Origin of the sequence: Erwinia tracheiphila, from assembly GCF_021365465.1 — a bacterium.
Taxonomy (GTDB): Bacteria; Pseudomonadota; Gammaproteobacteria; order Enterobacterales; family Enterobacteriaceae; genus Erwinia; species Erwinia tracheiphila.
In genome coordinates, this window is the sequence record NZ_CP089932.1 from 1,400,526 (window position 1) to 1,426,555 (window position 26,030).

The following is a 26,030-nucleotide window of genomic DNA, read 5'->3' on the forward strand; positions in this document are numbered from 1 at the left end:
TGTGAGAACATGTAGTGGCAAAAAATATTCAGGCAATTCGTGGCATGAACGATTATCTGCCAGCAGATACCGCAGTCTGGCAACGTATTGAACAAATCCTAAGACAGGTGCTGGCCAGCTATGGTTACAGTGAAATCCGCCTGCCCATCGCAGAACAAACCTCGTTATTCAAACGCGCAATCGGAGAAGTCACCGATGTGGTTGAAAAAGAAATGTACACCTTTGACGATCGTAATGGCGAAAGCCTGACGCTTCGCCCGGAAGGAACAGCAGGCTGCGTGCGTGCCGGTATTGAGCACGGTTTGTTATATAACCAGGAACAACGGTTGTGGTACAGCGGCCCGATGTTTCGCTATGAGCGTCCGCAAAAGGGGCGCTATCGTCAGTTCCACCAGCTGGGGGCAGAGGTGTTTGGCCTGCAAGGGCCGGATGTTGATGCCGAAATGATCATGATGACGGCTCGCTGGTGGAAAGCGCTCGGTATTGCCGACCACATCAGTCTGGAACTTAACTCAATCGGTTCGCTTGAGGCGCGTGCCAGCTACCGTGATGCCCTGGTCGCTTTTCTTGAACGCCATCAGGATATCCTGGATGAAGACTGCAAGCGCCGCATGTACAGTAACCCATTGCGAGTACTGGACAGTAAAAATGCGCAGGTACAGGCGCTACTGAATAGTGCGCCGCAGCTATCCGATCACCTTGATGCCGATTCCCGCGAGCACTTTGCCGGCTTATGCCAATTGCTGGACGCAGCAGGAATCGTCTATACCATTAATCAGCGTCTGGTACGCGGGCTGGATTATTACAACCGCACCGTATTCGAATGGGTCACCAGCAGCCTCGGTGCTCAGGGAACGGTCTGCGGCGGTGGCCGTTATGATGGTCTGGTTGAACAGCTGGGTGGTCGCGCGACCCCCGCCGTTGGTTTTGCCATGGGCATGGAACGACTGGTACTGCTGGTGCAGGCAGTAAACCCGGAATTTGAACCGACGCGCATTGTCGATGTCTATGTTATCGCTTCAGGGCAGGGCGTACAGTCTGCCGCAATGCAACTGGCAGAAAAACTTCGTGATGCCGATCCCCTTATAAAGTTGATGACCCATTTTGGTGGCGGCAACTTTAAAAAACAGTTTGCCCGTGCGGATAAGTGGGGAGCTCGTATCGCACTGGTGCTGGGCGAAGCAGAAGTCGCTGACGATCGGGTCGTGATCAAAGATTTACGTAATGGCGAGCAGCAGACGGTGGCGCAATGCGAAGCGCCAGCCATATTGGCTGGGTTGTTAAGTCAGGCAGCCGCTATTTAAGGAGAAGGTTTGCGTGGAAGTTTATAGCAACGAGAATGAACAGGTCGACGCGCTGAAGCGTTTCTTTGCCCAGAATGGTAAGACCCTGATTATCGGGGCAGTGATTGGTGTGGGAGCACTTGTCGGCTGGCATTATTGGAGCAGTCATCAGCAGGGCAGCAATGAGGAAGCATCAAAAATCTATCAGCAGGTTTCCACTGCGTTAGATATCAGCAAACCTGAAACCCTGGATGCTGCCGCAAAATTTGCCAGCGAGAACAACAACACCTATGGCGCTCTGGTATCGCTGGATCTGGCCAAACGTTATGTTGATGCTAATCAGTTAGATAAAGCCGCTGCTCAATTGCATAGCGGTCTGAAAGATACCACCGATGCAAACCTTCAGGCCGTGTTGAATCTACGCCTGGCCCGGGTTCAGCTGCAGTTAAAGCAGCCGGACGAGGTGCTGAAAACGCTTGATGCAGTAAAAGGCGATGGATGGGCGGCAATTGTGGCGGATGTCCGTGGCGAAGCGCTTCTCAGTAAGGGCGATACCAAAGGTGCCCGCGATGCCTGGCATAAAGGCATCGACTCTGACGCGTCTCCGACGTTAAGGGAGATGCTGCAAATGAAAATGAATAATCTCCCGGGCTAAGTCCACTTCGGGTGAAAATAGCCTCAACAGGCACAAGAGGGATTTCATGGAATTGCGTAAGATACTTCTGCCGGGACTGATTTCAGTTACCTTACTTAGCGGATGTTCATGGTTCAGCGGTGAAGAAGACGTGGTGAAGATGTCTCCGCTACCCAAAGTCGAAAATCAGTTTACGCCACAGCAGGTCTGGAACGTTTCTGTCGGTGATGGCGTCGGTGATTTTTACTCAAATCTACCCCCCGGCTGGTCTGACGGCACCGTGTACGCCGCTGACAGGTTCGGTGTTGTCAAGGCGGTAAATACGGCCGATGGCAAAGAGCAGTGGAATGTCAACCTTTCTGAAAAAACAGGCTTTTTCTCTAAGAATCTGTCTGCCTTACTCTCCGGTGGCGTGACGGTTGACGGCGAACACCTTTATCTGGGCAGTGAACGCGCCCAGGTTTACGCATTGAATACTCGTGATGGGTCTGTTGCATGGCAAACCAAAGCCGCGGGTGAGATCCTGTCCCGCCCTGTTATCAGCGATGGTCTGGTTCTGGTACATACCAGCAACGGCATGCTGCAGGGGCTTGATCAATCCAGCGGCGTGGTGAAATGGACCGTAAATCTTGATGTACCTTCACTCTCACTGCGCGGCGAATCTGCACCAGCAACCGCCTTTGGTGCGGCGATTGTCGGTGGTGATAACGGTCGTGTCAGTGCGGTGATGATGAATCAGGGTCAGATCATCTGGCAGCAACGCATTTCTCAGCCCACAGGGGCCACGGAGATCGATCGCCTTGCCGATGTTGATACCACGCCGGTTATCGTCAATGGTGTGGTTTATGCGTTGGCATATAACGGAAACCTCGCTGCACTGGATTTACGTTCTGGTCAGATTATCTGGAAACGCGAGATTGGTTCCGTTCACGATATGATCGTTGATGGTGGACGGATTTACCTTGTTGATCAGGACGATCGCGTGATAGCAGTGAGCACAGAAGGTGGCGTCACCGTCTGGCGTCAGAGTGACTTGCTGCATCGCAACCTGACTTCCCCGGCGCTTTACAATGGCTATCTGGTAGTAGGGGACAGCGAAGGCTACCTGCACTGGCTTAATACAACTGATGGCCGCTTTGTTGCACAGCAAAAAGTGGACAGTTCAGGCTTTCAGACCGAACCTGTTGTTGCCAGTGACAAACTGTTAATTCAGGCGAAGGGCGGTAAAGTTTACGCTATTACCCGCTGAGAACACCCAGTCTGACAGGTTTACCACGGCTCCTGATCCGTCAGGGGCCGTTTCGTTTTTCTCAGGGCGTGGTATTCTTTACGCCTTCAGCCTGTGGGTGATATAGCCTGAGTGTCGCAGTGATTTGCATCTTCTGGTTAGATGCATTTTTGTTGTGCTGCCGTACTGGCTATCGCTTTTTTGTTGGGCATTTTCATTTTGTCATGAGGCTTCAATATGATACCTGTGGTCGCGCTGGTCGGGCGTCCCAATGTGGGAAAATCCACTTTTTTCAATCGCTTAACGCGCACGCGAGATGCACTGGTTGCAGATTTTCCCGGACTCACCCGCGATCGTAAATACGGACGCGCTGAGGTTGAAGGACGCGAGTTTATCTGTATTGATACCGGTGGTATCGATGGTACAGAAGAAGGCGTCGAAACCCGGATGGCCGGACAGTCACTGCTGGCGATTGAAGAGGCCGATGTGGTGTTGTTTATGGTCGATGCACGCGCTGGCCTGATGGCAGCCGATCAGGCTATTGCAAAACATCTGCGTACACGTGAAAAGCCGACCTTTCTGGTTGTGAACAAAACAGACGGACTTGATGCTGACTCTGCGGTGGTTGATTTCTGGTCGCTTGGCCTGGGTGATATCTATCCGATTGCGGCTTCCCACGGGCGTGGCGTCACCAGCCTGCTGGAAAAGGTGCTGCTGCCGTGGATGGATGAAATTGATCCTCGTGAAGTGGCCGGAGAAGATGAGGCTTACTGGGCGGCACTGGCGTTGAAAGAGAACCCTGAAGAGGCTGATGAGGAGACCCGGGACGATTTTAACCCGCTGGATTTGCCCATCAAGCTGGCAATTGTCGGTCGTCCAAACGTCGGCAAATCGACGCTGACCAACCGTATTTTTGGTGAAGACCGCGTAGTCGTCTATGACATGCCCGGAACCACGCGTGACAGCATTTATATTCCAATGGAACGCGATGGCCGGGAATATGTGCTAATTGACACGGCTGGAGTACGCAAACGCGGCAAAATCACTGATACCGTTGAGAAGTTTTCGGTGATCAAAACCCTTCAGGCGATCGAAGATGCCAATGTGGTTATGTTGGTAATTGATGCCCGTGAGGGGATTTCCGATCAGGACCTGTCACTACTGGGCTTTATTCTCAATAGCGGACGTTCACTGGTGATCGTGGTCAACAAGTGGGATGGGCTGTCTCAGGATGTGCGTGACGAAGTAAAAGAGGCGCTGGATTATCGCCTTGGCTTTATTGATTTCGCCCGCGTACATTTTATTTCTGCGCTCCATGGCAGCGGCGTTGGCAATCTGTTTGAATCGGTGACCGAGGCTTATGACTGCTCCACCCGCCGGGTAAACACGGCTATGCTCACCCGCATCATGAATATGGCAGCTGACGATCATCAGCCTCCCATGGTGCGAGGACGCCGCGTGAAGCTGAAATATGCTCATGCAGGGGGATATAATCCGCCGATTGTCGTTATTCACGGTAATCAGGTTAAGGATCTGCCGGATTCCTATAAACGCTATCTGATGAACTATTTCCGTCGTTCTCTTGATGTTATGGGAACGCCAATACGTATTCAGTTTAAAGAAGGCGAGAACCCGTTTGCCGGGAAACGTAACGTGCTGACGCCTAATCAGCAGCGCAAGCGTAAACGTCTGATAAGTCATTTGAAAAAGAACAAACGCTAAATTAAAGGGTCATATCTGGCCCTTTTATGACCACATCCCGTGGGTGTCGTGGGTGTGGTTGTCAACAGCTCTCGGTTCTGACTTATTGTCTTTGCATCTTAATTGTACAGATCGGGATTGTACAGATCGGGGTTTTTTAAAAGGTCGGTAGTCCATCTCTTCAGAGGGTAATCAAAGGTACTTTCTTTGATGGCTGTTTATATGCAGAAAAAAGGAAATGTTTATGAGCAACGTCTGCCCGGTTTGCCAAAATCTTCTGAGCATGCATGAAGGGCTTTTTCACTGCTCATGCTGTGACAACACGTTTATCGCACTGCCTTTCTGCCCGGATTGCGCAAAGCCGTTACAGGTGTTAAAGGCATGCGGCGCTGTAGATTATTTTTGCGCAGAGGAACATGGGCTTATCTCAAAGAAACGGGTGCAATATTTGCCACGACCATAATGTGATCATTGTCGGTCTGTAAAATTATCCTTCCGGTAAGTTGGTTGTTTTATTTAATTACTTCCAATAATCACTCGGTTAATCTTTTTAATTGTTGTTTATTTTCACTCTCCTTGTTTTATTAAACTCCCTTTAATTAATTCACTTCCCTCTGAATAATAAATTTATCGCTATCTTATTGTCTGGGTAAGATTGAATGGTTTTTTTAAACGTTATCGGAAATTATATATCTACTTCGCTTTGTATAGAATATAAAAAGGTACTGCTTGTTAATTTTATATCTCTCTGTTTGTGAAGCATATGGTACAATTTTTGGCGTTATTTAAATAATTCTGCTGAACCTCATTTTATTAAGGAGTTGTTTGCTATGTCTGAAATTAATTCCCGCGCATCAAAAATGCTGGGGTTATGGTGCTTTGCGCTGGGAGGACTTTTTCTGGCAGCAGGCCTGTGCTTTATTATCGGCGGTGGGAAACTGATTTCCCTTGGTGGAAGCGCTTATTTTCTTATCGCCGGTATCTTCATTGTTATTTCTGCCATTCAGTTTTTTCGCTGCAAATCTTCCGCCGTATTAACTTTTACTCTGGTGTTTATCGGTTCAGTCATCTGGGCGGCACTGGATGTTGGATTTTATTTCTGGCCGCTGGTGTCGCGGCTAATGACGCTGGCGGGTTTCCTGCTGCTGGCGACGATCACACTGCCTGCATTACGTAAGCATGAAGGTAAATCTTCTGCAGCCAGAGCATCTTATGCACTTTCGGCTATTGTGCTTACCGGTATGGTGGTGACACTGGTGCAGATGTTCCAGCCACATCCAGCCGTGCAGGAAGGGCATTCATTACCACTGATCCCGGTTACAGAGGATCAGCAGCAGAAAAACTGGGACAATTATGGCAATACGCCCGGTGGCAACCGTTTTGTCGCGCTGGACCAGATAACCCGCGATAATGTCAACAACCTGAAAGTTGCATGGATTTTTCATACCGGTGATATACCACTAAGTCCTGATGGTAACGGTGCCGAAGATCAGCAAACACCGTTACAGGTTGGCAATACTGTCTTCCTTTGCACACCTCATAATAACGTGATTGCGGTGGCGGCCGACAGCGGTAAATCGATCTGGAAAGCGGAAATTAACGCCAAATCGTCAGTGTGGATGCGCTGCCGTGGGCTGGCATATTTCGATGCCACCAGACCATTGATACAGCCTGCTGCCCCGGATTCAGTGCCGCCTGCGCCCGTTAATCTCGCTGCCGATGCTGCCTGCCAGCGTCGTATCCTGATGAACACCATCGATGCCCGTTTAATGGCGTTTGATGCGGATACCGGTAAAGCCTGCGCGGATTTTGGCCACAACGGTACCGTTAACCTGCGTGAAGGAATGGGAGAGGCAAAAGATCCAAGTTACGTATTAACGTCGGCACCCACGGTAGCTGGTACAACGGTTGTTGTCGGTGGACGCGTGGCAGACAACGTCAGTACGGATATGCCGGGTGGCGTGATACGGGGTTTCGATGTTATCACCGGTAAATTGCGCTGGGCCTTTGACCCGGGTAAGGACGAACCCAATGCGCCGCTGGCGTCTGGCGATCACTATACGCGCAGCACGCCAAACTCATGGGCGCCTATGTCCTATGATGCCAATATGAACACGGTGTTCATTCCTATGGGTAGCTCCTCGGTTGATCTGTGGGGAGTGAATCGTACCAAACTTGATCATAAATATGGCTCTGCGGTGCTGGCACTTGATGCCACCAGCGGCAAAGAGAGGTAGGTTTATCAGACGGTCCACAACGATCTGTGGGATTTCGACCTGCCCATGCAGCCGAGTCTGATCGATTTCCCGATGAAGGATGGCGTCAGCAAGCCAGCAGTGGCTATTGGCACAAAATCAGGACAGATTTATGTACTGGACCGCCAGACCGGTCAGCCGCTGACCAAAGTGGTAGAGCAGCCGGTGCCTCAGGCTAATATCCCCGGCGAACAGTATTCCAGAACGCAACCGCGCTCCGTTGGCATGCCACAGATTGGCAATGAAACCCTGAAAGAGTCGGACATGTGGGGTGCTACGCCCTTTGATCAGCTTGCCTGTCGTATCAGCTTCAAATCCATGCGCTACTCCGGGCTTTACACCGCGCCGGGTACGGATAAATCCCTCAGTTTCCCGGGTTCCCTTGGTGGAATGAACTGGGGCAGTATGTCCACCGATCCAAACCATCACTATTTGTTTATCAATGATATGCGCCTGGGGCTTTGGCAGCAGATGGTGCCAGCTGCACCGGCGAAAAACGGTGCGGTCAGTAACGGTGGTGAAGCGGTTAACACCGGTATGGGCGTGGTGCCGATGAAAGGCACACCTTATGCGGTAAACAAAAATCGGTTTATGTCCCCGCTGGGCATTCCCTGCCAGAAACCGCCGTTTGGTACCCTGTCAGCGGTTGATCTAAAAACGCAGAAAGTAGTCTGGCAGGTGCCGCTTGGAACCGTTCAGGACACCGGTCCCTTCGGCATTAAAATGCATGCTCAAATGCCAGTGGGCATGCCCTCTCTTGGCGGCTCGCTGGCCACGCAGGGTGGCCTGGTATTTATTGCTGGCACGCAGGACTACTATTTGCGCGCATTCGATACCGCAACGGGTAAAGAAGTGTGGAAAGCCCGTTTGCCAGTGGGCAGCCAGGGTGGGCCAATCAGCTATGTTTCACCGCAAAACGGTAAGCAGTATATTTTGATTTCTGCTGGTGGTGCCCGCCAGTCACCGGATCGCGGTGACTATGTCATTGCGTTCGCATTGGATAAGTAAGCTTACGCGTGCTGTCCCTCAGGTAAACAGGCATTCAGGTAAGTAACTGCCCGGCTGATGCCGGGCAACACTTAAGTGAACGCAGTTGAATATTGCGATTTCCTTCAATAACTGTGCCTGTACCGCTACCTCTCACTTTTGGATCTACGTGACATGCCGGGTAAAGGCAACAGATCTCAGGCCGGATGCCGCGCGGTCAAACAGAAAAAACGCCCCTGACGACATGCCCTTGACAGGCCATTCCGCGTGGCTATTTAGCGACCGACAAAAAGCGTATATGAAAGTAATGCAACGTTATTGCCAGATAATGACGTCCACCCAGAAAACGTGCGTCAGCCAGTGTTTGTCAGGGCTTATAGCAGGGAGTGAAAGCTGACCAGCACAGAAGGTGGCATACATCTGCGGCTTTTAAAGACGCTATTGCCACACATGTCATTCATCAGATCGGCATAATAATCCAAAACCTGACCTCGGGGCTGACCAAAACACCGCGAGTAAACCTGTTTTCTGGAACGGGGAGTGATCGGCTCGTTTGTCGTTCATCTGCATTGATCAGACCTCAGAAAGCGGGATGCTGACTGATTAGCATACCGCTCAGTGCAGGTTTTCTATCACAGGGAATGGCGTTATTTGCGTGGCGTGCACTTTTGACCGATTCGACTTACAAAAATATGCAGGCGCGTTTGTTTCCTCCTGCAACCAGCCACTGAGTGTGGAGTTTTGATAAATAAGAATGCTTAATGACCAATAAATTGCGTCTACTGGCCTGCCTGCCAGAGTCGGACCTGGTTATTCGGAGCAAGTTCTTCGGGGATAACAATCACTACGCCATTTATCTGCTGCTGCGAAGCGTAGCAGATGGCCACCCGAAAATAGCGGCGATCGCCACTTCCGGCACAGCATTGCGTGTCTTCGGCTTTGTCAGCGGTTTGTTGAAGATGAAACTGTTTGACCAGCGAGCCAAAGACATCTGACAGACTCATTCAACGCACCGGCCTGGCCAAAATAAATCAGTCCTGCTTCCGATTCCGTTACGCCGTGCCCCGGCTCGTGGCCGATAACATCCAGTGCGATGGTGAACCGATTAAATATCTCGCCGTCACCATCACCAAACACCGTCTGTTGACCGTTCCAGAACGCATTCTGATAATTTATCCCATAATGAACACTGCTTTTTAGTGCCAGCCCTTTATCTCGAGCGAGTTGCGCTGCCAGACCTGCCAGAAAAAATCATAGGTTATCCCCACATAATCATATGCTTCGCTGCAGGCTATCGGGTTGAACTTCGCGGCGAACCAGCGTGCATGGCAGCGTTTGCGTATTTTCTGCATCATAGATTTCGCGCTCAACCTGTCCTGGTTGCGTTACGCCAGTGTTCACCGGTTTTACCCGGTTTGCTGGCATGAGTGTCTGAACATGAGTCAGCGTGCTCCGTGCACAGTATTGCTGCTGTCCTGAGCCGTTATTAATAATCTTGCGCAGAACACAGGGAGGAATAACGCTGTGTTTCGTTTTGCACTCCTGAACTGTCAGACAATGTGGCTAAAGTATAGACAGGGTTGCTCATTCATGCGTTGGCACTGATATATTGCCAAAAGAAACGCTGGCAGAATTCAGACGGTGTTCCGGAAAAGTTGCGAATGGGCATCAGGAAGAGGAGTATACTTTTCGCGTTTTTTTACCGGCGTGATCGCTGTAATGCCACTTTCGACCCAGCCGTCATCCAGTCGGGTTTTTAATTTATCACCTGGCTGGATCTGCCGGATATTTTTAAGCACTTTTCCATCAGGCGCGGTGGTCACACTGAAACCACGTGCCAGCGTTGCCAGCGGACTGACCCCTTCGAGGCTGGCGACGAGCGCAGAAAAACGCTGTTTATCATGATTGATATGCTGCTGAAGTGATTGCTGTAGCCGATAGAGAATCTGTTGCAGGTGCTGCTGTGCACGGTGAATTTTTCTTTGCGGCTGTAGACCCAGCAGGCGCTGGCCGATGCTTTCCTGCCTGCGGACTGCCTGACGTAACTGAAGCAGCATGACATCTGCAAGACGGCGCTGAAGTTTTATCATGGCTGTTTGCTGGCGTACCAGTCGAAGTTGCGGGTGCTGCTGCTGCAGACGGTGATGCAGACGGGTAAATGTACGGTTCTGCTCCGCAAGGTAATAATCTGCTGCCATCTCCAGTCGGGTTTGCTGCGACTGCAGCTGACGCAGCAATTCGACCTGGTTTCGACTGACCAGTTCAGCAGCAGCGGAGGGCGTGGGGGCTCGTAGATCGGCGACAAAATCACTGATAGTGACATCGGTCTCATGACCGACCGCGCTGATAATGGGAATGCGGCTGGCGTAAATAGATCTGGCCACGCGTTCATCGTTGAAGCACCACAGGTCTTCCAGAGAACCGCCGCCGCGCCCTACGATTAATACATCGCATTCATTGCGCCGGTTGGCCACGTCAATTGCATTTGCAATCGCATCTGGTGCTTCTGCGCCCTGTACCAGCGTTGGATAAATCACCACTGGCAGGGATGGATCCCTGCGCTGTAACACGCGTAACACATCGTGCAAGGCGGCACCGGTAGCGGAAGTAATCACGCCAACCTGACGTGCGGGTTGCGGAAGGGCCTGCTTGCGCGCCTGCTCGAACAATCCTTCCGCCTGCAATCTATGTTTAAGCTGCTCAAACTGCTGCCGCAGCGCACCTTCTCCGGCAGGTTGCATACTTTCGGCAACCAGTTGATAATCGCCGCGCGGTTCATAGAGCGTAATGGTTGCTCTGACCAACACCTGCTGACCATTTTGTGGACGGAAGGTGACGTGGCGATTTGTGTTGCGAAACATGGCACAGCGAACCTGTGCGCTATCGTCTTTCAGCGTGAAGTACCAGTGGCTGGAAGAGGGTTGGGAAAAATTTGAGATCTCAGCGCTTAACCAGATTTGCCCCATCTCCATTTCCAGCAGCTTACGCACCGTGCTATTAAGGCGACTAACGGTAAAAATGGGAGTGGATGGAGGTTGTAACATGTGATTAAGATCAAATTCCAAATCAGAGAGTTAATTGATCAATACTACATGGCTGTCCACTGGAATCAAGAGTTTTCGTAAATAAAGCTGGAGGCAATCGGTTACGGCCTGTATAATGCCGCGGCAATATTTTATATGTTCTCATTTATCCTGAGGTTGAGATATTGCCATGCTAAGAATTGCTAAAGAAGCCCTGACATTTGACGACGTTTTGCTCGTTCCTGCTCATTCAACTGTTTTGCCAAATACCGCCGACCTCAGCACCCAGCTTACCAAAACCATTCGTTTGAACATTCCTATGCTGTCTGCTGCAATGGACACCGTAACGGAAGCCAGCCTGGCTATTGCGCTGGCGCAGGAAGGTGGTCTGGGCTTTATCCACAAAAATATGTGTATTGAGCGCCAGGCTGAAGAAGTTCGCAAGGTAAAAAAACATGAAAGCGGAGTAGTGACCGATCCACAAACCGTGCTGCCTGATACCGCGCTGAGTGAAGTGAAACGTCTGACTGAACAGAATGGATTTGCCGGTTATCCTGTGGTAAATGGCAATAACGAGCTGGTGGGGATTATTACTGGACGTGATGTGCGTTTTGTTACCGACATGAATCTGCCTGTTTCTGCAGTGATGACGCCCAAAGAGCGCCTTGTCACCGTGCGTGAAGATGACACACGCGAAGTCGTCTTGCAGAAAATGCACGAAAAACGCGTCGAAAAAGCGCTGGTGGTGAATGACAGTTTCCACCTGCTGGGCATGATTACCGTAAAAGATTTCCAGAAAGCCGAACGTAAACCTAATGCCTGCAAAGACGAGCATGGACGCCTGCGCGTTGGTGCTGCAGTGGGCGCGGGTGCAGGTAATGAAGAGCGCGTGGACGCGCTGGTGGCAGCGGGAGTGGATGTGTTGCTGATTGACTCCTCCCACGGTCATTCCGAAGGCGTGTTACAGCGTATTCGCGAAACCCGCATGAAATATCCCGATTTGCAAATTGTCGGCGGAAACGTTGCCACGGCATCGGGTGCGCTTGCGCTGGTTGAGGCGGGCGTTAGCGCAGTAAAAGTGGGCATCGGTCCGGGTTCAATTTGTACCACCCGCATCGTCACAGGCGTGGGTGTGCCGCAGATCACCGCAGTAGCCGATGCGGTTGAAGCGCTGAAAGGTACGGGCGTTCCGGTGATTGCCGACGGCGGTATCCGTTTCTCAGGGGATATTGCCAAAGCCATCGCCGCCGGTGCTTCTGCCGTGATGGTGGGTTCAATGCTGGCTGGTACTGAAGAATCACCGGGTGAAATCGAACTTTACCAGGGGCGTTCCTTTAAGTCATATCGCGGCATGGGCTCATTAGGCGCGATGTCGAAAGGTTCCTCTGACCGTTACTTCCAGACGGACAATGCGGCTGACAAACTGGTGCCGGAAGGTATAGAAGGGCGTGTTGCCTATAAAGGCCGTCTGAAAGAGATCGTCCACCAGCAAATGGGGGGGCTGCGTTCCTGTATGGGACTGACGGGCTGTGGTACTATAGACGACCTGCGCACGAAAGCTGAATTTGTTCGCATCAGCAGCGCCGGTATTTCAGAAAGCCATGTTCACGACGTAACCATCACCAAAGAGTCCCCGAACTACCGCATGGGCTCCTGATAACCCTTTTTTGCGCCCGGCACAGCCGGGCTTTGTTAATCCTGAACCCTGATTTTGCTATTGCCCTGGAACAATCCAATGACAACGGAAAATATTCATAAACACCGCATACTGATCCTTGATTTCGGCTCGCAGTATACGCAGTTAGTGGCACGCCGTGTGCGTGAGCTGGGCGTTTACTGTGAACTCTGGGCATGGGATGTCACTGAGGAGCAAATCCGCCAGTTCAACCCAAACGGCATTATTCTTTCCGGCGGTCCTGAAAGTACCACGGAAAACGGCAGTCCGCGCTCGCCAGCATATGTATTCGAGGCGGGTGTTCCGGTTCTGGGCGTTTGCTATGGCATGCAGACAATGGCGCTACAGCTGGGCGGAAAAGTATCGTGCTCCAGCGAACGCGAATATGGCTATGCTCAGGTTGAAATCGCTGTGGAAAGTGCGCTGACCCACAACATCGAAGACTCTCTCAGCACGTCCGGTAAGCCAGTACTGGACGTGTGGATGAGCCACGGCGATAAGGTGACCGCAATACCGGCTGATTTCGTCACCGTCGCCAGCACGGAAACTTGCCCGTTTGCCATTATCGCGAATGAAGAAAAACGCCTGTATGGCGTGCAGTTCCACCCGGAAGTGACCCATACCCGTCAGGGGCTGCGACTGCTGGAGCGTTTTATTCGGGATATCTGCCACTGTGAAGCACTGTGGACGCCAGCAAAAATTATCGAAGATGCGGTTGAACGCCTGCGTGAGCAGGTGGGCAACGATAAGGTTATCCTTGGCCTGTCTGGTGGCGTCGACTCTTCCGTTACCGCGCTGTTACTGCATCGTGCCATTGGCGATCGTCTGACCTGCGTATTTGTTGATAACGGCCTGCTGCGTTTGAACGAAGCAGGGCAGGTGATGGATATGTTCGGTGATCGCTTTGGTCTGAATATTGTTCATGTTCCGGCAGAAGCACGTTTCCTTGATGCGCTGGCGGGCATTGACGATCCGGAAGCGAAGCGCAAAACTATTGGCCGCGTGTTTGTTGAGGTCTTCGATGAACAGGCAACACGCCTCACCGATGTTTCCTGGCTGGCGCAAGGCACTATTTATCCCGATGTAATTGAATCTGCGGCTTCCGCGACCGGTAAAGCACATGTCATTAAATCGCATCACAACGTGGGTGGCCTGCCGAAAGAGATGAAGCTTGGGTTGGTGGAACCACTGAAAGAGTTGTTCAAAGATGAAGTGCGCAAAATCGGCCTGGAACTGGGGCTGCCTTACGATATGCTGTTCCGTCATCCATTCCCTGGTCCGGGACTTGGCGTACGCGTGCTGGGCGAAGTTAAAAAAGAGTATTGCGACCTGCTGCGTCGTGCCGATGCTATCTTTATTGAGGAACTACGCAAAGCGGAGCTGTACGACAAAGTCAGCCAGGCATTCACCGTATTTCTCCCGGTGCGCTCGGTGGGCGTTATGGGGGACGGTCGTAAATACGACTGGGTTGTATCATTGCGGGCCGTGGAAACCATCGACTTTATGACCGCACACTGGGCTCATTTGCCTTATGAATTCCTCGGTCGCGTTTCTAACCGTATTATTAATGAAATTAACGGCATTTCCCGTGTGGTTTATGACATCAGCGGCAAGCCGCCTGCGACGATTGAGTGGGAATGAATTGTATTAGCTCAGACCTGATCTGACAGTTACCGGTTATTTATACAGGTATCTGTCAGATTACATCTGGCTTAAATTCTTCTCAGCCCGGATGCGCTTTCCATCAAGTAATGTTTCCATTGGCGTTCGCCCACAGCACATTTTCCCCTGATGGGTTCGCTCATTATTATAGTGAGCCAACCATTCATCAAGACCTGATTGTAGTGCGTCGAGAGCGCCATACAGTTTTTTGCGGAACGTCACCTGATAAAACGCCTGCAATATCGTCCGGTGGAACCGCTCGCAGATGCCGTTGGCCTGCGGTGACATCGCTTTGGTTTTCGTGTGGTCGATATCGTTTATTGCCAGATAAAGCGGGTAGTCATGCTGCTCCACTTTGCCACAGCACTCTGTGCCTCTGTCAGTGAGTATCCTCGGCATCGGCAAACCATGAAACTCATAAAACGGCAACACACGGTCATTCAGTAGATCCGCCGCCGTAATCGGCGTTCTGGTGACGTAGAGCTTGCAGTGAGCCACCTTCGAGTACGTGTCAATGAACGTTTGCTGGTAAATACGCCCGACGCCTTTCAGATTGCCAGCACAGAACGTGTCCTGCGAGCCAGGATGAGCGGTTTCGATTTCGCCACAGGCTTCATCATCACTGGCTTTACGTTCCAGCGCTGCGATCCGGGTATCCGTCAGTTCTATGCCGTCACAGGCCACTTTTTCTTCCAGTGCTTTCAGGCGTTTTTTGACGTTCTCAAGGTTATGACGTAACCAGACGGAACGGACACCGCTGCCGGAGATAAAAACGCCCTGTTTACGCAGCTCGTTACTGGTCCGGTGCTGACCGTGCGCCGGGAAAGCGACAGCATAATCCACAACAGCGCGTTCAGTTGCATCATCGGTACGGTTCTTAAGGTTAGGTGTGCGGCGACTACGGTTTATCAGCGCATCCACGCCACCTTCCTCGGCCAGTTCGCGATAACAGTAGAACGTATCTCGTGAAACGCCCATGATTTTGCAGGCTCTGGATACATTGCTGAGTTCTTCAGCCAGATTGAGTAAACCGGCTTTGTGTTTGATTACGGGATTGTGAGTATGAAGCATGAGAGTGACCTCGTGTTTTGTATAAGGCTTCGACACCCATATCAAAACCGGTAACTCTCAACCTTTCAAGGTTATATGTCAGATCTGGTCGCGACTAATACACTTTAGTTGTATTGGTCGTTTCATTTAGCAATGATACTTATATAATAGTTAATCCACACGTATGGCAATAACTCATCAGGAAACACCCGACTTATTCAGAGTAAAAAACCACCTGCATAGCAGGTGCCATTGATTTCGCCCCACAGGGGCGCACTAAGTCCAGACTCAGAGAGCCTTCCCTTCACACTTCTTTCAGTGGAAGCTGGCTCTCTTCAACTTCATGTTTTTCCTGATACTTCACGTACTTTATTATCATTTCTTCGTTTATACCTACGGTATCGACACAATAACCTCTTGCCCAAAAATCATTCCCCCACTGCTTGTTCTTACGCAGGCAGGGAAATTTACTGAACAATCGAAGGGCTGTTTTACCCTTTAAGTCGCCTGTTACATGGGAAATCGAAAGCCATGGAGGCACTTTTACCCGCAAATGGACATGGTCTGTCTGGACATTCAGCTCCACTACTTCTATCCCGGGCTGCTCACCTGAGATCCTTATCGGCTTACAGACCTCTTTACCAACATTGTTACTAAGGATGCGAAACCGGTACCTGGGTGTGCATACGATATGATATTGACAACACCAGAGCACATGAGATGCTTTCTGGAATCTGCTCATGGTTAAATCCCTGGCAGTTATGGGGATAACAGATTCGGATTTTCCCATGAGTAGCATGACTGGCAGAGCCAACTTATTGCTGACCACCTCCACAGGAGGTGGTGTTCATGCAGGGATAAAAAGGCCGCATAAGTGGCCTGCCTTTGTACGGTTAATGTTATTGATAGCAGTGCATATTTTTATACAGATGTCCACTCAGTGACCACACTTCGAAAAACAAAGCCCTTTCGCCGGGGCTTTCTCTGTTTACAGTTAACGCCATAAACGACATATTACCAACCGACCAACAATTTAACTGAGGAACAGATATGACGTTACATGGAACGTTCGTAGTCAATGAGGCTAAGTTCTCACCGCTCACAATTTCTGGCATAGGCACGTTCATGGCGTTTTCCGGCAATAAGCAGTTTCGCAATAAAGACGGGGGCGTTGGTGTACCAGATAACGGGCCACTGCCACCGGGTAAATACTGGATTGTCGAACGGCCAAAAGGCGACCTGAGAACATGGCTACAAAATAAAGTAAAAGAAATTCCGACCTGGTTAACCTCAACCCCTACGCACTATGATGAATGGTTTGCTCTGTATCGTGATGACGGCAGAATTGCCGATTACACATGAGTTAGTGCAGTTGAACGCGGTCATTTCAGGTTACCACCCCATCGGCCCAATGGGTGTCTCCAAAGGATGCATAACTCTTCAGCATTCGTCAGATTTTGCAGGTATTCGCAGTGCGTTGCTCCAAACCCGCAGGGAACCCATCCCGAATAGCAACCTGTTAACATATGGCACAATAGAGGTGTTCGCATATGGTAAAACCTGCCCGTAGCCTAATTAAATTGTTGATTTTTATTGGGCTGTGTATTCTTTCTCTGAAGTTCGTTCATACATACCCCTACCCGATGCCCGAAAATCAGCTGGCCGTGTGGTTTAAAATTTCAGAGTGCTTAGGCGTCAGTGACCCGAAAAATGTCTATTTCCCGGTGGTTTTAGTCATTGATCTGATTGTTGCTGTCATTGCGTATAAGTTGATTGTGAGGCTGTGGAGAATTTAAAATGACAGCGTTCCCCGCGTGAGCGGGGATAATGACACCACAAGAATGGGGCAGGCATTATGCAGTTCAGATTTAATTTCTCATTCTTCCCGCAGCCAGCGCCAGTACTGATATGGGTCGTGACGCAGACTTGCTGATCACGTATGCTTTGCGCTTTGGATGTAACATATGGCTAAAGTTGATGTCGTCTGCCCTCAGTGCAATGAAACTCATGCTGTACGATGTAACGGACATTCAGCATCCGGTGCCCAACGTTACATCTGCAAGCATTGTTCAAAGACCTTTCAGCTCAACTTTAGCTACTCCGGTGCCAAACCAGACACACACCAGACCATTGTTAATATGGCCATGAATGGTTACGGATGTCGCGATACCGCACGGGTTCTCGGTATCAGCCTCAATACGATTCTGCGGCACTTAAAAAAATTTCCCCAAAGCAGGTAGCTGAGAATATCGACCCCGAAACGGAGGTTGTTATCTGCTGTGAAGCCGGTGAACAATGGTCTTACGTGCGGTGTAAAAGCAATCCCCGGTGGTTGTTCTATGCTTATGACCGTATCCGCAAACGTGCTCTGGCCCACGTCTTCGGCCCGAGAAATGCCCCGACCCTGCGACGATTGCCGGCCCTGTTAAGCAAATTTAACATTGCCTTTTATATGACAGATGCCTGGCCGGTTTATAAAGTTCTGTTAAGTGCAACAAGCCACGTGGTGAGCAAGAAATATACCCAACGGACAGAACGGCATAATCTTAATCTTCGCACACATATCAAACGACTGACCCGCAGAACAATTTGCTTTTCGAAGTCAGAGGAAATGCACGATAAGATCATCGGTTGGTATCTTACTCTTCATCATTATCAATAAATCTGCGTCACGACCCTGATATGAGCGCAGTTTCCCTCACAAAATAAGCGAGAATCTCTGTTAAAAATCATTAAACAATAATTACAACCCATATTATTTCATAGCAAAATCACAATAAAAAATTAGAAATGCGAATCACTCATCACACATTTACTTCCAAAGAAAAATCCATATAACCCTTTAAAAAATAAAATCGAAAAAATTAAAAAAGCAAACCGTTAAATTCTAAAAAAACCGCTATAACAAGTTTGTTATCCGAAATAACGAACTCCAGAATATCAACCTCCCGATAACCTTTATCATCAGATAAACGCCAGCGTACCCTGTTATAATTTTTGCCAGAAAAGAAAATAACTAAACTAATTCAACTTCAAATAACATGAATGACTGGCAATAATCATAATGGATTGAAATTTATATATAAAAATCCTGTTACCATCCTGTTTTTATATATTACCTGCCTCTTTTTCTGCTGTGCTACCCTGACCGCCCTGCCCATATAAAATACATTACTAACCGGCCTCACAGGCATACATCGCAAAAAACACAGGGAGTGAACGATGTCTTATGATGACAACAACAAAAAACCTTACGGTGTATTTGCTTCTTCTCAGATAAGTTCTGGGACGTCATCCTTAACTGGTGCCAGTAAAGATTTACTATCAAGTCTGGTTGACAGCGCTGCACCTGGATTACAGTTCACGCTGACAGTGACCGGACAGGCAGCAGCGCTATTTGTCGTATCCGATTTTAGCCTGACGGAAAGTCTGTCGTCACCATGGACGCTGGATGTAAATCTTGTCAGCGCAGAGCCGGACGTTGATTTTGCCCGCGTACTGGATGGGCATGCCACACTGAATATCCTTCAGGGCGGAACCCTGCTGCGCAAGGTCAGCGGTATGATTGCCGCCTTTGAACAGGGCAATACCGGCCTGCACCAGACGCAATACCGTATGACCCTGCGTCCTGAACTGTGGCGCACCTCGCTGCGCCGTAACTGTCGTATTTTTCAGCAACAAACCCCCGAAGATATCATCACTACCCTGCTGCGCGAACGCGGAATACTTAACGCCCGGTTCGTTCTTCGTTATCCCCATCCGGCGCGAGAATTTTGTGTCCAGTATCAGGAAGATGACCTGAGCTTTATTCAGCGTCTGAGCGCGGAAGAAGGCATCTGTTACTGGTTTGACAGCAATCAGGACGGCAAGATGGTATTCGCCGACGATGCAGGACCGCTGCCAGCGGATCTCTCACTGCCATGGAATCCTGATGCTCAGCCCCAGACCGGGGAGTTTTGCGTAAATCAGTTTATCCGCAGCGCTCAGGTCAAAGCCGCCAGTGTGCAGCTCAAGGACTACACCTTTAAAAGACCGCTCTGGTACGGCCTGTTTACCGAAGAAGCGCGCAAACTGCATAACCAGCGTCCCGATTACGAATACTATATGTTTCCGGGACGTTTTAAAGACGACCAGCATGGTCAGGATTATACCCGCTACCATCTGGAGGGACTGCGTAACGATGCTGATGGTGGCTACGGGATCAGTAATGCGCCACAGCTTTTCCCGGGACTGTTATTTACTCTGACATCTCATCCCAGAGCCTCACTCAACACGCGCTGGCAGGTAGTCAGCATCACTCATACCGGCAGTCAGCCTCAGGCGCTGGAAAGAGCGTCTCAGGAACAGGGAACAACGCTTGGCAACCGGTTCACCTTTATTCCGGCACATCAGACCTGGCGGCCAGCACCACTGCCTAAACCCCGGGTTGATGGTGCTCAAATAGGCATCGTAGTCGGGCCGCCTGATGAAGAAATCTATTGCGATGACCATGGTCGGGTACGGGTACAGTTTCCGTGGGATCGCTATGGTTGTTCAGATGACAAAAGCTCCTGCTGGATACGGGTATCCCAGCCCTGGGCGGGCAACGGCTGGGGAATGATTGCCACCCCGCGCATTGGTCAGGAAGTGATCGTGGACTTTCTGCATGGTGACCAGGATCAGCCGATTATTATCGGGCGTACCTATCACGCGAATAATCTGCCGTCGATTGGCCTGCCAGCCGCAAAGACGCAAATGGCGTTCAGGAGTAAGACTCACAAAGGCGAAGGTTATAACGAACTCATGTTTGAGGATGCGAATGGGCAGGAAATGCTCTCAATGCATGCGCAAAAAGACATGAGTACGCATATCAATAATGACCGGACAACGACCGTCGGGGCAAACCACTCGGAAACAGTGAAAGGCAATCAGCGTGTTCAGATCCAGGAGGGAAATCGAACGGTTATTGTCAGTAAAGGTGATGAAAGCAAATCTGTAAAGGCCGGTGCATTAACCGAAGATATTGCCAAAGAAAAAAGCATTACCGCTGACAGTATCAATGTTTTTGCAACGGGGCTCAGGGTGGGGAAAGCTCGGGTCTTCAAATGTTTCTGGCTAAAAACGGGATCTCACTGGGCGTGGGTGACAGCCAGATCACTCTGACACCGGACGCCATTGTTTTACATATCGGGGATTCTGTCATTCAACTGGGTAAGGATGGCATCACCATTAACGGCAGCAGCGTATTTGTCAACTAAGGGAGCAACCATGCGTTACCAACTTAATGAAGGAATTATTCAGCTGCCGGAAAACTGGAATGATGAAACGCTTAACGCATTTTCTGCGCCAGATAAAAGTGGTCTCAATCTGGTGATCACCCGCCAGGGGTTGCCTTTTGGTACCGACAAAGATGAATTTCTTGAAAATATTCTGACCCAGTATCGGGAGCAGTTGCCCGGTTATACCGAGGATGAATATAAAACTATCACTCTGGCAGCGCAGAATGCCTGTTTACTGGCGTATCACTGGCAAAGTGATGAGGGGCGTATCGATCAACTGGCGGTAATGCTTTATCTCAATGACGTCTTGCTCTCATTTACAGCCAGCAGTGCCAGTGGCATGAGCAAAAAACAAAAGGAAACGCTACTGGGCGTTATTCAGAGTTTTAATCCCGAATCCACCGATTAACCCGCTGTTTTATATTATTCAGACAGATTGACAGGGAGAGGAGATACACATGTCGATCGGTAGAGCAGTCGCAGCAATGGGGGCTATGGTTGGAGCCTCGCTGGCAGGTAACAAAGCGACACTGATTCAGGCCAGAATACAGCGTGATGCGTCATTTGAGAATGTTAAACAGACCCGTTCAGGCTGGCAACCCGGACCCGGGGCAGCCAGAGTGGATGATCAGGTTAAACATAAAAGCTTTCTGGCTGCGCTTGCCGGTGCCGTGGTGGGAGCGGCATTAACTATCGCTACCGGTATTGTTGTCGTCGCTGCATTTTCCCTGGCGTTCCCGGCCAGCCTGCTGGTAGGCGGGCTGGCGCTGGTGGCGGCGTTTAAAGCCGCACCGCTGATTGATAAGCTCAGTGAGGGGGTCACTAACTTTGTAGACGGTCTGTTCACTTCTCCAGATGGTGCCATTATTACCGGCTCCCCAAATGTCGTTATTAACAAGAAAAAGGCTGCCAGAGCAGGTGTTACGCTACCGACAGAGCCGGTGGAAGTGAGTGAGAGTGCGCCGACCGATTTTCAGGGGATAGCAGCAGCGCTTGGTGAGGGAAATTATGCTGATGCAGCTTCACACCTGCCTGGCGCGCTGGCAGAAGGTGTCAGCAATGCCCCGGGATGGATCAATGATGCAGCAAACTGGGCCGATAACGTCACCCAAAAGAACAAGGATACGATTCTGGGGCGTAATGATGCCAGCGTTATGGAACGGCTGGAGGCTGCCAGTTCGTGGTTAATCGGGGGGCCTGTCACTGCGGAGCTTATTACCATGGCAGGCGGTCATGGGGGAATAAAGCGGGACGTTGATTTTCCCGAGGCGCCGGGAGATACCTCTACCTGTAAGGAAGGTAAACCGCCGCGAATCGCCCAGGGAAGCGGCAGTGTATTTATTAATGGTCAACCTGCGGCGCGCAAAGACGATAAACTGGAATGCTCTGCGATCATCAAGACAGGGTCAGAAAATGTTTTTATTGGCGGGGGGCAACTAACCTGTCTGGATATTGATGCGGAATTCCCCCCCTGGATGCGTAAAGTTCTCGGCGTTATCAATATCGCCAGTTATCTTCTGCCGCCGTCTTCGCTCGGACAGAAGCTGGCAGGCAGGTTAGCAGGAGGCGTCAGTAAACTGCTGGGTCGACTTCCCCGGCTCAGAGGCGCATTGCTTGGTGCGCAGAGAGCGCTGGCCGCAGTGCGTAACGGTCCATCGAAAGTGGCAACGCATGTGGCGAATTTTGCCCGACCTATAGGCGAAAAAGCACGCAATGGTTTTGCCCGGGTAAAACGATGGATATTCGATCCTGTTGATATTGCAACCGGTGCTTATACTGAAATGCGCACCGATATTCGCCTGGGGCAGACATTGCCACTGGAGTTTATTCGCTATTACGACTCGACGGAGAGCCACGCCGGACTGTTGGGGAAAGGATGGAGTGACAACTGGAGTGAATATGCTCTGGTCAGCGAGCTGGGAAGTTTTATTGATATCTTCGATTATACCGGTCAGGTTTACAGCTTTAATTTTATGCCGGATGAAGATATTGCCTGTAACGCCAGTTATTCCCACCTGACCTTACGGCGTCGGGGAAACGTACTGGAGCTGTTTGATGCACAGACACTTATCAGCCGCTACTTTTACGATGCGTTTAACCACCGACAGATGGCTGACGGCGAAGAAAAACGCCATTTTTATCTGGGGGCGATGACGGATGTTAACAATAATAAACTCTATTTTGAGCGCAACGATGCTGCGCAGATAGTCGGAGTTATCCATACCGACGGGATCCGGTTAAGACTGCATTATCACCCCAGCGGTTATCTGCACAAAATTATTCGTTATACCGGTGAGCTGGAAGTGCTGGCGGAATATCACCAGGATGAACATGGTCGGCTGACGGAGGCGGATATTGCCCGGGAGTTTCATCTTTTTTATCAGTATGATGCGGATCACCGGCTGGTGAGATGGGCGGATAACGACCAGACCTGGGTGAATTTCCGTTATGACGCGCAGGGATGTTGTATCAGCACGCAGGGAGCGCAGGGATATTACAGCGGGACATTAAGCTACGGTGATGATTATACGGATGTGGCGGATGGTCGCGGCCAGCGTACCCGGTACTGGCGTGATGCGCTTTATAACATTACGGCGGAAGAAACGCAGGACGGGCGGATCACCCGTTACACTTATGATGACGATCGCAACATCACGTCCCGCACCACTCCGCAGGGGCGTCAGACCTTTTACGAATACGTGCCGCACACGCAGTTACTGCGTTGCTACACTGACGAATCTGGCAGTCAGTGGCAGTATGAATATAACTATCAGGGCAGACTCAGCAAAGTCACCGATCCACAGGGGCACGAATGGCGGCAGGCATATGATGCACTGGGTAAGCCTGTCCATATGATTTCCCCGAACGGTGACAAAACACAGTTTCATTATCATGCGGATGGCTTGCTGGCCGCGATTGTCCACCCGGATAGCAGCAGTCAGCGCTATCGCTGGGATGCGCACAAACGCCTGAGCCAGATAACCGATGAGGCCGGACGTCATTATCAGTTTGGTTATAACAAACGCGATCAGCCTCAGACACTGGTTCAACCCGGCCAGTCGCAGACACACTTTCACTGGCAGCACCAGCGGCTGAAGGCGGTGATCCACCCGGATCAGACGAAGAAAAGCTACCGTTACGATCGCCATGGCAACCTGTTGAGCTATGTTGATCAGGCGGGATACGAGTGGCAACTGGAATATGGTCCCTTTGATATGCCGGTGGCACGTACAGACGCGCCGGGTAACCGCTGGCGCTACGTTTATGACACCGTGACAGCACAGCTGGCGCAGGTGATCAATCCGCAGGGTGAATCCTGGCGTTATACTTACAATGCGCAGGGGCAGGTTGAGCGAGAGGAAGATTACGGCGGTGCTGTGTGGCATTACGCGTACGATGAAGACGGGCACTGCATCAGCCGGACTGACGGCCAGGGGCAGGCCATCACCTTTGACTATAATGCCCGGGGCCAGTGCATTGCTGCACACAGTGAAGAAGGCACCACATATTATCATTACAGTGACACCGGTCAGTTGCTTTCAACGCAAAAAGACGGCGATATCATTGCGTATGAATACGACGAGGCACTGCGTTTAGCCCGGGAGATTCATCCGGCGCACGAAATCACATACCGCTATCCGTCCCGGCACAGCATTGAGCGGGAAATCTGTTATACCAGTGAAGACGGCGGGCGCCATACCCTGAAAACCACCTTCCGGCGTAATGCAGTCGGGGAGCTGGTTCAACTGGCCTTGCCGGAAAATGCGGCGCTCGATCTGGCGTATGATGCGTGTGGCAACGAAGTCCGGCGCAGCGCCGATAGCGGCTTTATGCTGTGCCAGTATTACGATGGGATGAACCGGGCGGTCCGCAGAAGAGCGGGCCGGCAGCCCCGGTTGCTGCTGGATGCCAATGAGGAGAAGGAGATACCGTACCCGATACTGGCCAGCCAGGACAGGGTTTATCACTATGACGTACGGGGCAGCATCGTTGCCGTAAATGACGATGAGGGGCTGGTACGCTACCAGCTAAACGGTAACGGGCAGGTGACTGCCGTGGAATACCCGCTCGAAAGTGAGCAGTACGGTTATGATGAATGCGGTTATGTGACGGAGCAGCGTCTGCCCTATCCTTTCCGGCACAGCGACAATACTCACTATGTTGAGGGTCACCGGCTGAGTCAGCGTGGTGATGAGTGGTTTGAGTATGACCGCTGCGGACGGATGTGCAAACGGGTGCTGCGCCAGGAGGGATACCGGCCGCTGATATACACCTACCAGTGGAACAGCCTGAACCAGCTTACCGGCTTTAAAAAACCGGACGGCGAAGTCTGGCAGTATAAATATGATGCGCGCGGACGGCGGACAGAAAAGTCATGCGAACGGAAAAAGTGCCGGACGGTTTATCTGTGGGATAATGATACAATAGCGGTCATCCGGGAATACCGTGATGAGAGGCTGTGGCGAACCCGCCATCAGGTGTTTAACGGATTTGAGTTGCTGGCACAGCAGGACTGCTATACAGATGAGGGAGTCTGGCAGACACACTATGCCAGCACCGACCTGAACGGTCTGCCGCTGGCGCTGTATACCCCGGAGGGTCATCAGGTCTGGCGTAAAAGGCACACCACGCTGTGGGGGTTGCGGCCAGAGCGAATGCGCCATCTGGCAGAAGACAGACTGGATCCGGGGCTGCTGTTTGCTGGTCAGATGGAGGACAAGGAAAGCGGTCTTGTTTACAACCGGTTCCGGTACTATCATCCTGAGTCAGGAACTTATTTAAGTCCTGACCCGATAGGGCTGGCGGGGGGACTGAATACTTATGCTTACGCGCCGAATCCGCTGAACTGGGTTGATCCGCTGGGGTTATCCAAATGTTCGGCATCTGGTAAATATAAGCCAGAAACAATTTTAGGCCGTACAGTATATAAAAATACGGTTGATATAAGCCCAAACGCTCCTGGTTTTGTGCATCCAAGCGTCCATAGATCTATCCGTCAAAAAGTTGCTGATGGATGGACTAATTTAGATTTGATGAAAAATGGATACGCGCCTATTGGTCCCGATGGTAAGCAAATGAACTTACACCATGTTTTAGGGCAGGAGCCAGGGCCGATGGCAGAGTTGGTTTCCTCAACACATAAACAATATCACAAAGAATTACATGGTTTGATAGAAGATGGCCGAAGCTTCAGACATGATGGAAGCCTAAATTATCAATACGATACGTTCAGGAATAAATATTGGGCGTTACGCGCTCAAGACTTCATGTGAG

The 26,030-nt window shown here is 50.7% G+C and carries 15 protein-coding genes and 2 pseudogenes; 13 read left to right on the top strand and 4 right to left on the bottom strand.

Translation table 11 applies throughout. The features are described 5' to 3' along the window. The first annotated feature begins 14 nt into the window (after positions 1 to 14). From hisS to LU633_RS07365, 6 genes and pseudogenes are all read left to right on the top strand, one after another. The gene (gene hisS, locus LU633_RS07340; protein ID WP_016191568.1) at positions 15 to 1,304 is read left to right on the top strand and encodes a histidine--tRNA ligase; all 1,290 of its coding nucleotides are present in this window, start codon (positions 15 to 17) and stop codon (positions 1,302 to 1,304) included. A 13-nt stretch (positions 1,305 to 1,317) separates the two neighbouring features. Next, on the top strand, positions 1,318 to 1,938 hold the full coding sequence (locus LU633_RS07345) for a YfgM family protein (protein WP_016191567.1): 621 nt from the start codon (positions 1,318 to 1,320) through the stop codon (positions 1,936 to 1,938). A gap of 46 nt (positions 1,939 to 1,984) precedes the next feature. Continuing rightward, positions 1,985 to 3,166, top strand: coding sequence for an outer membrane protein assembly factor BamB (gene bamB / locus LU633_RS07350; protein ID WP_016191566.1), 1,182 nt, complete (start codon positions 1,985 to 1,987; stop codon positions 3,164 to 3,166). Between the two features lie 216 nt (positions 3,167 to 3,382). After that, positions 3,383 to 4,867: a ribosome biogenesis GTPase Der gene (gene der / locus LU633_RS07355; RefSeq protein WP_016191565.1), complete on the top strand. Its 1,485-nt coding sequence runs from the start codon at positions 3,383 to 3,385 to the stop codon at positions 4,865 to 4,867. 223 nt (positions 4,868 to 5,090) lie between these two features. Beyond that, positions 5,091 to 5,309 carry a zinc ribbon domain-containing protein gene (locus tag LU633_RS07360; RefSeq protein WP_016191564.1) on the top strand — a complete coding sequence of 73 codons (219 nt, stop codon included), beginning with the start codon at positions 5,091 to 5,093 and terminating at the stop codon, positions 5,307 to 5,309. Between the two features lie 367 nt (positions 5,310 to 5,676). After that, a pseudogene (locus LU633_RS07365) lies at positions 5,677 to 8,109 on the top strand (glucose/quinate/shikimate family membrane-bound PQQ-dependent dehydrogenase). Between the two features lie 911 nt (positions 8,110 to 9,020). Here LU633_RS07365 and LU633_RS07370 read toward each other — a convergent pair. Together LU633_RS07370 and xseA are read right to left on the bottom strand one after the other, a co-directional pair. Then, a pseudogene (locus LU633_RS07370) lies at positions 9,021 to 9,642 on the bottom strand (protealysin propeptide domain-containing protein); the annotation flags it as partial. 80 nt (positions 9,643 to 9,722) lie between these two features. Then, on the bottom strand, positions 9,723 to 11,132 hold the full coding sequence (xseA, locus tag LU633_RS07375) for an exodeoxyribonuclease VII large subunit (RefSeq protein ID WP_233485086.1): 1,410 nt from the start codon (positions 11,130 to 11,132) through the stop codon (positions 9,723 to 9,725). Positions 11,133 to 11,301: 169 nt separating this feature from the next. On the opposite strand from xseA, the gene guaB reads away from it, so the two are divergent. Both guaB and guaA read left to right on the top strand, forming a co-directional pair. Further along, the gene (guaB, locus tag LU633_RS07380) at positions 11,302 to 12,768 is read left to right on the top strand and encodes an IMP dehydrogenase (RefSeq protein WP_016191559.1); all 1,467 of its coding nucleotides are present in this window, start codon (positions 11,302 to 11,304) and stop codon (positions 12,766 to 12,768) included. A gap of 78 nt (positions 12,769 to 12,846) precedes the next feature. Beyond that, the gene (gene guaA, locus LU633_RS07385; protein WP_016191558.1) at positions 12,847 to 14,427 is read left to right on the top strand and encodes a glutamine-hydrolyzing GMP synthase; all 1,581 of its coding nucleotides are present in this window, start codon (positions 12,847 to 12,849) and stop codon (positions 14,425 to 14,427) included. A gap of 60 nt (positions 14,428 to 14,487) precedes the next feature. On the opposite strand, the gene LU633_RS07390 is transcribed toward guaA, so the two are convergent. Next, the gene (locus tag LU633_RS07390; RefSeq protein ID WP_016191557.1) at positions 14,488 to 15,519 is read right to left on the bottom strand and encodes an IS481 family transposase; all 1,032 of its coding nucleotides are present in this window, start codon (positions 15,517 to 15,519) and stop codon (positions 14,488 to 14,490) included. 283 nt (positions 15,520 to 15,802) lie between these two features. Then, the gene (tnpA, locus tag LU633_RS07395; protein WP_046372389.1) at positions 15,803 to 16,240 is read right to left on the bottom strand and encodes an IS200/IS605 family transposase; all 438 of its coding nucleotides are present in this window, start codon (positions 16,238 to 16,240) and stop codon (positions 15,803 to 15,805) included. A 308-nt stretch (positions 16,241 to 16,548) separates the two neighbouring features. On the opposite strand from tnpA, the gene LU633_RS07400 reads away from it, so the two are divergent. The 5 genes from LU633_RS07400 to LU633_RS07420 all read left to right on the top strand — a co-directional run bounded on the left by LU633_RS07400 (position 16,549) and on the right by LU633_RS07420 (position 26,029). Next, the gene (locus LU633_RS07400) at positions 16,549 to 16,860 is read left to right on the top strand and encodes a tlde1 domain-containing protein (RefSeq protein WP_233481953.1); all 312 of its coding nucleotides are present in this window, start codon (positions 16,549 to 16,551) and stop codon (positions 16,858 to 16,860) included. Positions 16,861 to 17,462: 602 nt separating this feature from the next. Then, positions 17,463 to 18,160 (top strand): IS1 family transposase gene (locus tag LU633_RS07405; protein ID WP_233482002.1). Its coding sequence is split into 2 segments (ribosomal slippage): positions 17,463 to 17,724 and positions 17,724 to 18,160, totalling 699 coding nucleotides; the frame shifts between segments, so codons are not numbered across the junction. A 560-nt stretch (positions 18,161 to 18,720) separates the two neighbouring features. After that, entirely contained in the window at positions 18,721 to 20,640 is a 1,920-nt protein-coding gene (locus tag LU633_RS07410) for a type VI secretion system Vgr family protein (RefSeq protein ID WP_016193224.1), read from the top strand. Between the two features lie 105 nt (positions 20,641 to 20,745). Continuing rightward, on the top strand, positions 20,746 to 21,165 hold the full coding sequence (locus tag LU633_RS07415) for a DcrB-related protein (protein WP_016193226.1): 420 nt from the start codon (positions 20,746 to 20,748) through the stop codon (positions 21,163 to 21,165). Positions 21,166 to 21,214: 49 nt separating this feature from the next. Then, positions 21,215 to 26,029 (top strand): HNH/ENDO VII family nuclease, encoded by a 4,815-nt coding sequence (locus tag LU633_RS07420; RefSeq protein ID WP_082103858.1) that lies wholly within the window; start codon positions 21,215 to 21,217, stop codon positions 26,027 to 26,029. Position 26,030 lies beyond the last annotated feature (1 nt).

Bases quoted from the DNA above. Each gene is read 5' to 3' on its own strand.
- bamB (WP_016191566.1), top strand. From the start codon at position 1,985: ATGGAATTGCGTAAGATACTTCTGCCGGGACTGATTTCAGTTACCTTA.
- der (WP_016191565.1), top strand. From the start codon at position 3,383: ATGATACCTGTGGTCGCGCTGGTCGGGCGTCCCAATGTGGGAAAATCC.
- LU633_RS07360 (WP_016191564.1), top strand. From the start codon at position 5,091: ATGAGCAACGTCTGCCCGGTTTGCCAAAATCTTCTGAGCATGCATGAA.
- xseA (WP_233485086.1), bottom strand. From the start codon at position 11,132: ATGTTACAACCTCCATCCACTCCCATTTTTACCGTTAGTCGCCTTAAT.
- guaB (WP_016191559.1), top strand. From the start codon at position 11,302: ATGCTAAGAATTGCTAAAGAAGCCCTGACATTTGACGACGTTTTGCTC.
- guaA (WP_016191558.1), top strand. From the start codon at position 12,847: ATGACAACGGAAAATATTCATAAACACCGCATACTGATCCTTGATTTC.
- LU633_RS07390 (WP_016191557.1), bottom strand. From the start codon at position 15,519: ATGCTTCATACTCACAATCCCGTAATCAAACACAAAGCCGGTTTACTC.
- tnpA (WP_046372389.1), bottom strand. From the start codon at position 16,240: ATGAGCAGATTCCAGAAAGCATCTCATGTGCTCTGGTGTTGTCAATAT.
- LU633_RS07400 (WP_233481953.1), top strand. From the start codon at position 16,549: ATGACGTTACATGGAACGTTCGTAGTCAATGAGGCTAAGTTCTCACCG.
- LU633_RS07410 (WP_016193224.1), top strand. From the start codon at position 18,721: ATGTCTTATGATGACAACAACAAAAAACCTTACGGTGTATTTGCTTCT.
- LU633_RS07415 (WP_016193226.1), top strand. From the start codon at position 20,746: ATGCGTTACCAACTTAATGAAGGAATTATTCAGCTGCCGGAAAACTGG.
- LU633_RS07420 (WP_082103858.1), top strand. From the start codon at position 21,215: ATGTCGATCGGTAGAGCAGTCGCAGCAATGGGGGCTATGGTTGGAGCC.